The organism is Alteromonas hispanica, from assembly GCF_010500915.1.
Taxonomy (GTDB): Bacteria; Pseudomonadota; Gammaproteobacteria; order Enterobacterales; family Alteromonadaceae; genus Alteromonas; species Alteromonas hispanica.
This window is the reverse complement of the sequence record NZ_JAAAWP010000002.1, coordinates 459,277-472,034: the sequence shown is the minus strand read 5'-3', so window position 1 is coordinate 472,034 and position 12,758 is coordinate 459,277. Positions and strand designations below refer to the sequence as shown.

General features: G+C 42.8%; 12 protein-coding genes. 4 read left to right on the top strand and 8 right to left on the bottom strand.

From position 1 onward, the window contains the following. Window positions 1–72 precede the first annotated feature (72 nt). From GTW09_RS04960 to GTW09_RS04945, 4 genes are all read right to left on the bottom strand, one after another. Window positions 73–2,151: a putative bifunctional diguanylate cyclase/phosphodiesterase gene (locus GTW09_RS04960; protein WP_338024924.1), complete on the bottom strand. Its 2,079-nt coding sequence runs from the start codon at window positions 2,149–2,151 to the stop codon at window positions 73–75. A gap of 180 nt (window positions 2,152–2,331) precedes the next feature. Then, entirely contained in the window at window positions 2,332–2,781 is a 450-nt protein-coding gene (locus tag GTW09_RS04955) for a tellurite resistance TerB family protein (protein WP_071979490.1), read from the bottom strand. 96 nt (window positions 2,782–2,877) lie between these two features. Continuing rightward, complete coding sequence (locus GTW09_RS04950) at window positions 2,878–4,599, bottom strand: fused response regulator/phosphatase (protein ID WP_163110528.1); 1,722 nt, start codon at window positions 4,597–4,599, stop codon at window positions 2,878–2,880. A 126-nt stretch (window positions 4,600–4,725) separates the two neighbouring features. After that, window positions 4,726–5,031, bottom strand: a complete 306-nt coding sequence (locus GTW09_RS04945; RefSeq protein WP_163110526.1) for an STAS domain-containing protein — start codon at window positions 5,029–5,031, stop codon at window positions 4,726–4,728. 225 nt (window positions 5,032–5,256) lie between these two features. Between GTW09_RS04945 and yciH the strand changes: the two genes are divergently transcribed. The 3 genes from yciH (at window position 5,257) to pheA (ending at window position 7,977) form a co-directional block, all read left to right on the top strand. Further along, the gene (gene yciH / locus GTW09_RS04940; RefSeq protein WP_071979493.1) at window positions 5,257–5,589 is read left to right on the top strand and encodes a stress response translation initiation inhibitor YciH; all 333 of its coding nucleotides are present in this window, start codon (window positions 5,257–5,259) and stop codon (window positions 5,587–5,589) included. 50 nt (window positions 5,590–5,639) lie between these two features. Continuing rightward, window positions 5,640–6,440, top strand: coding sequence for a response regulator (locus tag GTW09_RS04935; RefSeq protein WP_071979494.1), 801 nt, complete (start codon window positions 5,640–5,642; stop codon window positions 6,438–6,440). 355 nt (window positions 6,441–6,795) lie between these two features. Further along, complete coding sequence (pheA, locus tag GTW09_RS04930; RefSeq protein ID WP_163110524.1) at window positions 6,796–7,977, top strand: prephenate dehydratase; 1,182 nt, start codon at window positions 6,796–6,798, stop codon at window positions 7,975–7,977. Window positions 7,978–8,109: 132 nt separating this feature from the next. On the opposite strand, the gene tyrA is transcribed toward pheA, so the two are convergent. Together tyrA and GTW09_RS04920 are read right to left on the bottom strand one after the other, a co-directional pair. Beyond that, the gene (tyrA, locus tag GTW09_RS04925) at window positions 8,110–9,255 is read right to left on the bottom strand and encodes a bifunctional chorismate mutase/prephenate dehydrogenase (RefSeq protein WP_163110522.1); all 1,146 of its coding nucleotides are present in this window, start codon (window positions 9,253–9,255) and stop codon (window positions 8,110–8,112) included. 38 nt (window positions 9,256–9,293) lie between these two features. Beyond that, complete coding sequence (locus tag GTW09_RS04920) at window positions 9,294–10,382, bottom strand: 3-deoxy-7-phosphoheptulonate synthase (RefSeq protein ID WP_071979497.1); 1,089 nt, start codon at window positions 10,380–10,382, stop codon at window positions 9,294–9,296. 456 nt (window positions 10,383–10,838) lie between these two features. Here GTW09_RS04920 and GTW09_RS04915 point away from each other — a divergent pair, with 456 nt between their 5' ends. Next, window positions 10,839–11,555 carry an enoyl-CoA hydratase/isomerase family protein gene (locus GTW09_RS04915; RefSeq protein ID WP_163110519.1) on the top strand — a complete coding sequence of 239 codons (717 nt, stop codon included), beginning with the start codon at window positions 10,839–10,841 and terminating at the stop codon, window positions 11,553–11,555. Here the strand turns inward: GTW09_RS04915 and GTW09_RS04910 are convergent. Beyond that, complete coding sequence (locus GTW09_RS04910; RefSeq protein ID WP_163110516.1) at window positions 11,535–12,251, bottom strand: trimeric intracellular cation channel family protein; 717 nt, start codon at window positions 12,249–12,251, stop codon at window positions 11,535–11,537. The two genes, GTW09_RS04915 and GTW09_RS04910, sit on opposite strands and share 21 nt — an antisense overlap. Before the next feature lie 147 nt (window positions 12,252–12,398). Continuing rightward, the gene (gene rplS, locus GTW09_RS04905) at window positions 12,399–12,758 is read right to left on the bottom strand and encodes a 50S ribosomal protein L19 (RefSeq protein WP_071981231.1); all 360 of its coding nucleotides are present in this window, start codon (window positions 12,756–12,758) and stop codon (window positions 12,399–12,401) included.

Below are 12,758 nucleotides of genomic sequence, written 5' to 3'. Positions count from 1 at the left end.
GGTGTACAAGGATAATTAAGGTGTCGCAGAAAGGAAACACTTCATGGGTGTCGGTATTTTTTGGTGTCTGAATTAGGACCTAAATTGACTTTCTTCATAGAAGGGCGCAGAGCTAAGCAGAGTCTTTAAAGGCACTGGTTTACTAAACATATAACCCTGAACATTGTCACAGCCATGCTGTCGCAGATAGTCCCACTGTTCAAAATTTTCAATACCCTCGGCACATACCGTCAGTGAGAGACGTTTCGCCAAATCGATAATAGCTCCTGTTACAAGCCTGCTGCGTTCAGAGGTTTGAAGTTCCATGACAAATTGTCTGTCGACTTTGAGCGTATCAATAGTGATCTGGGTAAGGTAACTCAGTGAAGAATACCCAGTGCCAAAGTCATCAAGTGCAATAGAAAACCCCATGTTACTCATTCTTCTGAAGAACTTATTAGAAAGCTCGAAGTTTTCAAGGTAAGCACTTTCTGTTACTTCAAATTCCATATTTTCGGGGTTTACGTCGTATAGATTGAGCGTGTTGTATATGTAATCAAAAAGCTGCGCGTTTCTTAAATCGTGCCCAGATAAATTAACCGATACTTTGAAATTTTTGGGTGCCCACTGCTTTATGTCAGGGAAATCCATGCATACATGCTTAATAATCCATTGGGTTATCGCTGTTATTTTTCCGCCTTGTTCGGCAATTGGAATGAATTCATTTGGCATAACCATGCCGAACTCAGGGTGCTGCCAACGAATAAGCGCCTCTGCACCAATAACATGGCCCTGGTTGTCTACTTTAACCTGGTAGTAAACAATAAACTCGTCTTCACGTAAACCTTGCTCGATACCGTTTGCAATTTGCAGTTTGCGTTTGTGCGACTCCACCATATTGGGAGTGAAAAGCGTGTAACTTCCTCGCCCTTTTGCCTTCGAACGATACATGGCCAAGTCGGCATTACTCATTAAATCACTCAGCTCGTAATTAGCATCACTCGCCTTTGCAACACCAACACTTAGGCCAACGGTAAGAGAAAGTCCGCGCATCTCGAAAGGTTCATCGAAAGCAGATAGTAGCCTCACTGCTAATTGCTGTGCTGCGTGGTCAGTCACTTCTCTGTCGGGGAAAACAATAAACTCATCTCCCCCTAAACGGGCGAATAAATCATCATTGCGAAGCAAACGCTGAACTCTGTCCGCCACTTCTATCAAAATTAAATCGCCAGTCTCATGACCAAGAGAGTCGTTTATACCTTTAAAACCGTCTAAGTCGAAAAACAAGAGCATCATGTCTTCGTCGTTTCGCTTTGCCCGCGCTAGCTCTAGTCTTAGGTTATCAAGTACGTATTGCCTGTTTGGCAGACCAGTCAAACTGTCGTAATTGGCTAATCTAGCCATAGTTTCTTGCTGATCGAACAGCGTTTGTTTTTGCTCAAAGTTTATTAATAACTCTACCTCAATTGTATCGAGCAGGCTGTTAATGTTGTCGCCTAACTTTCCAAACTCATTTTGTGTGGCAATAGACGTGCGCAATGCATAATCTTTTGTCTCAAACAAATTTTGAGTAAATAGTCGCAGTTCAGACAAAGGCTTTATAAGGTGGCGAATAACTAGCAAGCATGCGCCAACACAAAGCAAACCTATAGCCAAAATCAAGGACGCTTGACGAACTAACTTTCTCGCACTGTGAACGGGAACAGCAGCCTGTGCGTCGGCGTGAATGATTATATGACCAAGCGGATATGTGCTTGTGCCAACAAGATTATGCGAGGTAATTATGCCGTCATTTGAAGAGGTAATACCGAAAGGAACATCTTGTGGTATAACCGCTAGGGTGCTGACATATTCAGACGCCGGTTTTAGCGAAACTGATGTAATCTCTTCGAAGTTAGTATCGTAAAGTGTAACGGAGATAAGATAGTCGTAGTCTCTCACGGCTTTAAAAAGCAATTCGTATTTATCGACGTTTTTTGAGCCTGTATCCGCAAAAACGCTCAGCTGCGACGCAAGGCTCGTGCCCAAAGCACTGGTGTTACTCTCAACAACTTCTTTTAAAAGTGCATCCTGTTCAAGTTTGTTAACCACAAATACGGCAAGAGCGAGCACTAACATTGATACTGCTATTACCGCTCCGATGGTTACCTTAACTGACTTAAACAAAACCACACCTTAATTCGATTATCGATTATAAAAAACAGCGGCTTATGTTACCCGCTTAAGGTGGAGAATAATATGTGAGGACGAGGTTAAATAACAACTCTTTTTCACCCCGCCTTAAAAGCCGTGACTCGCCTAGCTTTGCGCGTCAATCTTTGCGTATTGGCCTTTGCGTATTAGCCTTTGCAATTAGTCGCTGCTGTTTTGCTGCTTCACATCGAGTTTTGTTTTAATAAATTGGCTGTGGGGAACGTACAGTAAGTCAGCAATTTGCCGAATGGTACTTTCTTCAAGAGGTGCTAATGTGCTGTCTGCATAGGCAATAGCCCAAAGACTACGAATAATGTTGGCTTTTTCATCGGCACTACAGTGAGCGTTGACGACCTTGGTAAACTGCACAACATCGATAGCGTTCTCAGAGGTTTCCTCTCCCTCTTCAAGTAGTAATGAAAGCGCCTCTTCATCAAGGTTAACGTGCTTTTTGAGCTGCTGATGATAGGCCTTGCGCTCCTCATCGGTTACCTCATTGTCGGCGTTAACTATTTCGCTCAGCAATGCGGCAGTGGCAAGTTCGAGTGAATACTTGGGCTGCTCTTCTTTTTTAGCGTCTTCAAAAAGAGTAAGAAATCGTTTCAGCATAATATTTTCCGTGTGTTGGTTATCTCCATTTAATAGTATCTGTTACTCAAAAACAGCGGAAATCGTTTAATTGCGCTATTTTGACGCTAACAAGAGCTAGGGTGTGCCCTTAGTATCTATAGTACAGATGACTTTACTGCCTTTGTCTTCAAACCACATCTGATCGCACATGGCTTGAACAAGGGCCAGTCCTCTTCCGTAAGATTCGTCATCGTTTACACTTTTGAGGTTATCCCAGCTAAATCCACGCCCACTGTCTTTAACCGTAATACGAATTTTATGCTGATTGGGCAATGCTTCAATTGTGATAGTGATGCTGGCGTCACTGAGTTGATTCAGCAACTTTTCTCGCAGTTGATAATAGGTATGAAAGCCTTCGCTAGTGCTTTTAAGCTTAGAGTCTAATAGCAAAACACCGTGCTCTAACGCGTTATTAAATAACTCAGATATCACCGTGTAGAGTATAGAGCGAACATTTTGGATACCCTCACACTGGCCTGCTATTTGAAGCACGCGCTGCAGCACGTCTGGTTGTTTTAAATGTTCAGCAGAAAGGGCAATCTCATGTAAAGACGGCAAAGCAATACCTGAATTATCCTTGGGCACTAATTCGATGGGCTGTGATGCAAAGATAACCGCTGATATATCGTCGTCAAAGGTCTTGCTGACACTGTAATTGAGTACTTTCTGATACAGCCCCTCTGCCGTAACCGTCTGATTCTCACGCTTCATTGAATGAATAATATCTACCAAACCTTCTTCCATGAGCATGTGGTTAGTCCCGTTAGCAACTTCGATAAGCCCATCGCTTACAACAATGAGTTGTGTTCCTCGGCTCAGGCTTATCGTATCGCATTGAGTATCAAACTCTTCATTCTCGAGTATTCCTAGCGCCATATGCCGAGCGGGTATCTGCCTTAACCCTTCGGGCATACCAACTTCCTCGAATCTTGCCCCCCCTATGAAAGCTGATTCTTTATTCGCCTGCGATGTGTTGCATATTACTGCGGGCATGCCTCCCTGCCACAGAGTGACTCGCGTGCCTGATGCATCTATTTCGCCCACTACAGCAGCCATAAACATATCGTGGGGAAGGAATTTTAACAGTATGTGATTGAGCTCTTTGGCAAGCTCAGATACCGATACTCCCTGCTGTGATAATTCTTGAAATGCTCTAGTCACAGGCAGTGCACCAACAGCTGAAGCCAAGCCGTGGCCCGTGAAGTCTCCAACGACAAAATAAATACCGCCACTCGGGCTGGCCTCACACAAAAACACATCGCCATTGAAGCTTTGTGCCGGCTTTATGCAATAATCAAAATACGATAGTACTTTAGGATCGTTAACAATCGCATTGCTAAAAATGTGCTCAACAATGGCATGCTCTCTTGCCACGCGCTGATTGAATAACAATAGGGCTTTGTTTTGCTGCTCAATACGCAAACTCAGCGCTCTTATTTGAAGATGAGCGCGAATTTTGGCGATAAGAATGTGTTTATCGAAAGGCTTTGTTGCAAAGTCATTTCCACCAACGTCTAAGCATTTTACTAAGCTTTCTTTATCGTCGAGCGCTGTAATAAACAAAATGGGCAAATAATGTTCAGTAGCATGAGAGCGAAGATGCTTTACGACATCAAATCCGCTCATATCAGGCATCACCACATCAAGTAATACGAGATCAGGTTGCTCACGTTTGTATTTATCGATTGCCTCGGCACCATTTGCAGCCTCAATACAATCAGTGTACCCAGCGTTTTCCAACAAGTTTACGAGCAAAATTCGGTTAATAGACTCGTCGTCTACAATGAGTATTTTCATAACCTATTCCAAAGCAACAAAGCTTTTTTATTAACTGCTTTTGTTTAGGGACACGGGTTTACTCGCGCTTATTTAGTTGCTCCCACTTACACAGCACTATTAGTGATAGCGCGCTGCATAGCCCTTTTAACGAAGCTCAAACTTTTTATCGAAACGGGAAATTTGCAAGATTTTCGCTACCTGTGGACGTGCGTTCTCAATACTATAAGTATAATTATTCTGCTTGAGAGATTTCTGCATGTTTAAAAGCATGCCTAGGGCAGAACTATCCATGTACTCGGTATTTGATAGGTCGACAGCAATATGTCGTGTATCGGGGTTTACACTACCGTACGCACTTCTAAAATCTTCGACTTTGCTAAAATCGAATTTCTCCCCTGTCTTTATGACCAAGACTTCATTTTGCTGACGATATTCTGTCGTAATTGCCATTGTGTCTCCCTAAAATACAGTTGGAAATGCTTCATCATTTCCCGTCAAGTTTGCTATTCTTAAACTCATTGGAAAGAGATAGCGTTCTTCTATAATAGTTTAATGATAGTAGCTAGAAACCTGATTAAATCATTAGTGTTGGCTCGTCTTAACTGATAAGACGCAAATGTCAGCTTGGCAGATTTTTGAAAAATATAAAGGCAAAATTAGAAAATAGAGGCAGATATGCAAGATTGGCAAGATGCTCTTTTGGTCTATAGTACAGAGAGTGGTAAAGTAAAACCTGAGCAAAAAGCCCCTTCTAGATCGGTGTCAGATGACGGTATTGTTCGCATTCACCGCGAAACCAAAGGGCGAAAGGGAAAAGGTGTGTCACTTGTGAAAGGGCTAGACATGCCTCCCGCTGACCTAAAAAAGCTTGGGTCAGAATTAAAGAAAAAATGCGGTTGCGGTGGTTCGGTTAAAGAAGGTGTTATCGAAGTGCAAACTGATGACAGAGAGAAGCTTCGCAGCTTGCTAGAAGAGAAAGGTCATAAGGTAAAACTTGCAGGCGGATAAGTTAGGTATCCCCCTTCTTTTTCATCAACATATAACAAAAAGAGTCTGAAATGGAAAAGCTGTCAATTTCTGATTTACATATTATTTTAGTCGAGCCCTCTGATACGCAGAGGAAGATAATCACAACGCTGTTGCTCAAAGAAAGTGTTAAGGAAATTGACCCTGTCAGTACCTTCGGCGAAGCGAAATCTGCTATCCGTGCTCACGGGGCAGATCTGGTAGTAAGCTCAATGTATTTTGAAGACGGAACCGCACTTGATCTTCTCAAGTTTATTAAGGAAAGCGATGAGTTTACATCGATTCCCTTCATGTTGGTATCCAGTGAAAACCGCATGAGCAAACTTGAGGAATTCAAGCAAGCAGGTGTAGCAGCAATACTTCCAAAGCCTTTCGAGCCTCTTCATCTATCACGTGCGCTGAATGCTAGCTTAGACCTCATTAATCACGACGAACTGGATTTAGAACTCTTCGATGTTCATGATGTTCGCGTATTGTTGGTGGATGACAGCAAATTAGCCCGCAACCACATTCGTCGAGTGCTTGAGGGCATGGGACTAAAACGTATTAAAGAAGCTGAAAATGGTGCGATGGCGCTAACGCTGATAAAAGATGAAGCATTTGATTTAGTAGTTACCGACTACAACATGCCTGAAATGGATGGCCGAGAGCTTTCTGAGTTCATTCGTTTTAACCCAGAAACAACGCATATTCCTATTATCATGGTTACCTCGGAGTCTGCTGACAGCATGCACATGGCAAACATTCAACAAACCGGTGTAAATGCTCTTTGTGATAAACCATTTGAACCCAACGAAGTAAGACAAATGCTTTCTGCGCTGCTAAGCAACTAGGGAACTAAGCAACTAGGGGAGTAGGCAACTAATCAACTAAAAATACTGGTAGGGGCTAGTGCAGGCTAGTCTAGCTGAATGCTTATTCAGTCAAATGTAAAAAAGCATAGATAAATAAATATCAAGAAATAAGAAAATAAAAATAAATGCCGGTGTAAAAATCGGTTGACACAATAGTCTAATAGACTTACATTCTGAACCATGAAATCAGATATTCAGCAAGTAGCAGCTTTCTTTTTTGCGTTTATACCCTTTACCTGAGGGAGGCGCTGCTACATGCAAAGAAACCTCCCTCTGGGGAGGTTTTTTTTTATCTTTTGAGAAAGCTTTTTATTAATTTTTACACGGGAATATTATGTCAGACACTGCATTAGATACTGTCAGAAAGCGTATTACTGCGCTAGACAGCGAGTTACTAAACTTGCTGGCTGAGCGAAGAAAACTTACCAACGAGGTAGCTGAAACAAAAATAAAGCACCATATTCCCGTGCGCGATCAGAAACGAGAAGAGCAGCTACTTGTAAGACTTATAAAAGAAGGGCAGCGAGTAGATTTAGATCCTCACTACGTAACACAAATTTTTCATGTGATTATTGAGGATTCAGTATTAAATCAGCAGGCTATGTTGGCAGAACGTGCTAATCCAGGCAGTTCGCTGCCGCTTAACCGGGTTGCTTTTCTAGGTGATAAAGGGTCTTACTCTTATCTGGCAACTCAAAAATACTTCTCCCGCCGTCCCGGTGAGTTGCTAGAAATTGGCTGCCAAAGCTTCGCTGAAATTATCAATAAAGTAGAGAATACCGAGGCCGACTACGCGGTTCTACCAATTGAAAATACAACATCAGGCAGTATTAACGAGGTTTATGACCAACTTCAACATACGCAGCTAAGTATTATTGGAGAGCTTACTCACCCTATTCGTCATACGCTACTGGTGGGCGCTGACACCTCTATTGAGAAAATAAAAACACTTTACGCTCACCCTCAGGTCTTCACACAATGTAGCCACTTTTTAGCGGAATTAGGCAATGTTGAAGTTAAAACCATGGACAGCACTTCTTCTGCTATGCTGACAGTTAGCGAACTAGCTCGTGAAGATGTGGCAGCTATTGGCAGCGAAGCTGGCGGAAACTTATATGGCCTTACTGCAATAAAGAGTAACTTGGCAAACCAAAAAGAAAACCATAGTAGATTTATTGTTGTCGCTAGAAACGCCGTTACCGTTCCTCTGCAAGTTCCCGCTAAAACTACACTTGTTATGTCCACGGTGCAAAAGCCAGGTGCATTGGTAGAAGCGCTTCTGGTGCTTCGAGAAAATAAAATCAATATGACAAAACTGGAATCTCGTCCAATACCTGGTAACCCGTGGGAAGAAATGTTCTATATCGATGTGGAAGGCAACGTAGAAGATGGTCCTGTTCAAACCGCCTTCGAATCTCTTCGCAGTATAACTCGATATATTAAAGTGCTAGGTTGCTATCCGAGCGAGGAAATAAGCCCAACCAAGGTAGCTGCAGCAAGCGCATTATCCGAGTAGATATAGCCTAAGCTATTCTTTAGAAACACCATCTATCAAAAAAGCGAGGTACCAAATGAAGTGTTCACTTCAGGTCCTCGCTTTTTATGTTTGTCACTGCTCAGATAGTTCTGGTACCTGACTAACCGAGCCTCACTTGTCTCTCAATAGCTGTCCATCATCTGCTTTTAATAGTAACTGCTTACTATCTACTAAGCATTTTTTAGCGTAGTCGCCAAACCAACTCCCCACCTTCATAAACTGCTCAACGAAGGCCTTTTTATCACCACTTTCAAGCAACGATAAAGCAAGTCCAAAGCGCTCATAAAAGCGTCTTAGTAGAGCAAAGTTATCGGGGTTGTTGAAGATAATATCTGCATATAACTGAGGTGACTGCGCAAATAATCGTCCAACCATGGCAAGTTCTAAACGGTAAATAGGAGAGCTAAACATAGTCAGCGAGTTTAAATCAGGATCTTCACCTCTTAAATGCTCACCATAGACGAAGGTATTGAAATGCCGCATTACCTGAATGTAAGCCATCGCTTCGTCGTGCTCTTTCGCGGTGGAGTTATGAATGGTTGCGCCCCAAATACGCATCTGCTCTATTAACCATTGATACTGTTCGCTGTACCTGCCTTCACATGCCACTACCACTTGCTTAATCATACCGGGTGCATCTGGCCCAAACATGGGATGCAGCCCCACTACTGGCCCTTTGTGAACGCCCAACATTGCATTTAATGGCATTGCTTTAATACTGGTAATATCTGCCAGTACGCAATCATCGCGCAGCATAGTAAGTTGGTTGATGACAGATTCAGTTAAGTTAATAGGCACGGCCACAATCACTAATGAGGCGGCAGACAGGAGCGTGGATGCTGTTCCATTGTCCCAATCGTCTCTTTCAACCACGTTTACCGTGTATTTACTACGTTGGAATAGACTAACGAACACTCGTCCAAGTGCCCCTTCACCACCAATAACGACAACATTGTCTATATCTGGCTTAACGCAGCGGTACTCATTGTTTTGTGTATGGTAAGACTCGCGCATAACGCGGCGAAGAAGATCTTCAGTAAGATCAGCTGATACCCCGAGAGATTCGGCTTGCTGCCGTCTAGACGCGATTAATTCTTTCTCTCGCTTTGGTACATAAACGGGCATACCGGCTTGCGCCTTAATTTGTCCTACCCGCGTTGTTATTTTGTTGCGTTTCGCTAGCAGCTCGACGAGCTGGGTATCCAGCTCGTCGATGTCTTCACGCAGTGACGCCAATTGCTGTGAAAAATCGGCCATTGTGGTTTATCCTTGAATCAAATGGCACATGCAATCAGCTATGCCACGGTACGCTTATTTTGGCGTAAGGGTAGCACAGTTATCAATTTATCTCTGGTTTGAGAAATAAGGTTTTCAGTACTTTCCCAATCGATACAACCATCGGTAATCGATACGCCGTACTCCAATTCTTCGTACTTTTTACCATCTGCTTTTTGATTACCTGGCTTGAGGTGGCTCTCGAGCATGATGCCAATAATAGACTGATTGCCTTCGAGAATTTGATTTACCACGTTTTGCGCTACAAGCGGCTGACGGCGGTAGTCTTTTGACGAATTCGCGTGACTACAATCAACCACTAAACCAGCAGTTAGGTTGGCTTCCTGCATTTCTAATTCGCATTCAGATACGCATACAGAATCGTAATTGGGCTGTTTGCCACCGCGAAGAATAATGTGTCCATCAGGATTACCGCTGGTACCAATAATACTCACCTGCCCCTGCTTGTTTATACCCATAAAGCGATGACCAGAAGCGGCTGATTTAAGTGCATTAATGGCGATACCTAAGCCACCGTCTGTACCGTTTTTAAAACCTACCGGCATAGAAAGGCCGCTAGCCATTTCGCGGTGAGTTTGAGACTCTGATGTACGCGCTCCAATTGCAGACCAGCTAAAGAGTTCAGCTAGATACTGTGGGCTGATTGGATCCAGAGCTTCTGTCGCCACAGGTAACTCTAACTCGGCTAACCAAATAAGTAGCTCGCGGGCTTTTCGCAAGCCTGTTTCAATATCAAATGTACCGTCGATATGCGGGTCGTTAATGAGTCCCTTCCAGCCTGTTGTGGTACGTGGCTTTTCAAAATATACGCGCATTACAATAAACAGCGTATCTTTACATGACTCGTGAAGTTCTTTTAGCTTAAGTGCATATTCCTTCGCTGCTTCAACATCGTGAATAGAGCACGGACCACAGACTACCAACATACGGTGATCGCGGCGGTGAATGATATCTGAGATAATTTTGCGCGAATCAGAAATTGCAGCGAGTGCTTTATCTGAAACGGGAAGTTCTGCGCTTAAGGCATCGGGGGTGATAAGTACGTCTTCGGCACTTATATGAACATTATTTACAGTGTCCTTGATCATGGAAAGCTCTCTTAACTAGAAAATGGAAAAAATTAAACGCTAAAAGAGTATGCAACCTGCATGTAAACCTTATTGTACAACCAGCTTATTCTATATTTCTTTAACGTCGTTGACTTTTTAACAATTAACCACTAAGTAAGCAAGCAATAACGCATAATACTTTAATCTAGGATATATTCGAGGTTAAGTTTGTCATTTAACGCAGATTAAAACACCCGTTTGTTCACTCTTTCACCAACAGTCAGTATTTTAAAATCTGCCTAATTAGGGTGACTTTTGCTTTGCAAGATCCTTGAGCACCTATACCAAGCCTTAAAAACTATCACCGCACAAAGCTAATAATTCACCACTATAAATAAGCTAAATTTTTATCTTTTTGGCTTCGTTATATAGTGGCTATTTTCCATATGCCCAAATAGTCAAATAGCTGTCCAACCAAATATAAAAGAGAACGCCATGCAAACTGTTTCAGTTAGTTTTATAGACAACGTCGCTCTTCTCACAATGAAAAACGGCGAGAACAGACACAACCCCCAATTTGCCAAAGATATGCGGCTAGCGCTTGATAGCATATTAGCAAATAAGGCTTGTAAAGCCCTTGTCATAACTTCTGATGACGAAAAGTGTTTTAGTTTAGGTATCGACACAGACTGGTTAATGCCTGCAATGAAAGCTCATCACTTTGAAGAAGTTAAGCAATTTATGCACAGCATGGACGACGTGTTTAAAACACTTCTCTTATTTCCTCTTCCGGTGATTGCCGCTATAAACGGACATGCTTTTGGGAATGGAGCTATTTTAGCTTGTGCCTGCGACTTCAGGTTTATGAGAGCCGATAAAGGTTTCTTCTGTTTCCCGGAAGTCGATCTGTCAATTCCATTTTTACCTGGCATGATTGCTTTTGTTAAAAAAGCTGTACCTTATTACCGGTTTAACGAGATGAAACTTTCAGGAAGACGAGTATCGGGCAGTGAACTTGAGCGAGACCATGTCGTTGAGAAAGCCTACAACTCCCTAGATGAGCTTATGGACGGCGCAATTGAATACGCCAAAACCTTCGACAAAAAGCGCTCTATTTTCGGTGAACACAAAAAGCGCCTGCACAAAGACATTATTGAGACAATAGACACTGAGAATCCACCGCTTATCGACTCACTCTCCCTCATGGTCTGAGCCAATCACTTTTTTCGCTCGCGTAAACTCATTGCCAGCGCGAGCGAACGGTTTGTCTTTTAAAAACATACGCTTTTTATGTGTGCGCTTGTGGAAAAGGTCTATGTGCCAATTCCAATATACTGAGCCAACTCGCAAGAACACGGTTACAAATAACGAGCCAACGATACACCACGCATAATCGATATCGACGGCAAACAATAGGGCATAGGTTAAACCACCCGCCAAACAAGCGCTTGCATATAGGTCTCCTCGCATAACCAAGGGCACCTCTCGGCATACAACGTCGCGCATTAAGCCTCCGAAAATCCCTGTGGTCAAACCCATAGTTATCGCTACCAACATTCCGGTACCTTCAATCAATGCCTTTTCAATGCCGACAATATTGAAGACAGCCAAGCCAATTGCGTCCATGACGATAAAATAGAAGCTTGCCGGTGAAGGCATGTAACGAATGAAGAGGATAGTTGCTAAAATAGCCAAGTACACAACAAACAAGTAATCTGAGACTACTACCCAGAAAATAGGCTTTCCAAGAAGAAGATCGCGAATAGTTCCGCCACCCACCGCAGTCATCGCACCTACGACCACAATGCCGAAACCGTTGATGTTTTTATTATGCCCCAATAGAGCACCGGAAATGGCGAAGAAAGCGACACCTACAATATTTAAAAATAAAAAGTAATCTGAGGTCATTGGAAGCTTGAAGGTTAAAATTATTTAATAGTGTACTAATGGCTATTGATAGAGATGAAAGATGTAAAAGGATCGAATTACAGCCACAAAAAAACCCGCACAAGGCGGGTTTTTTCGAAGTTAACAATAACGCAAGGATTAGTAATCTTAGTTAAGCTTCTCTTTGATACGTGCAGATTTACCTGAACGCTCACGTAGATAGTAAAGCTTAGCACGACGAACCGCACCGCGACGTTTAACTTCAATAGAAGAGACTTGCGGGCTGTGTGTTTGGAACACACGCTCAACGCCTTCGCCGCTAGAAATCTTACGTACGGTAAAAGACGAGTGCAGACCACGGTTACGCTTAGCGATAACAACACCTTCATAAGCCTGAAGACGCTCTTTGTCACCTTCGGTAACGCGAACTTTAACAATTACTGTGTCACCTGGACCAAACTCAGGTACATCAGTTTTAAGCTGTTCTTGCTCAATTTTTTTGATGATATCTTGACTGACTTTGCTCAT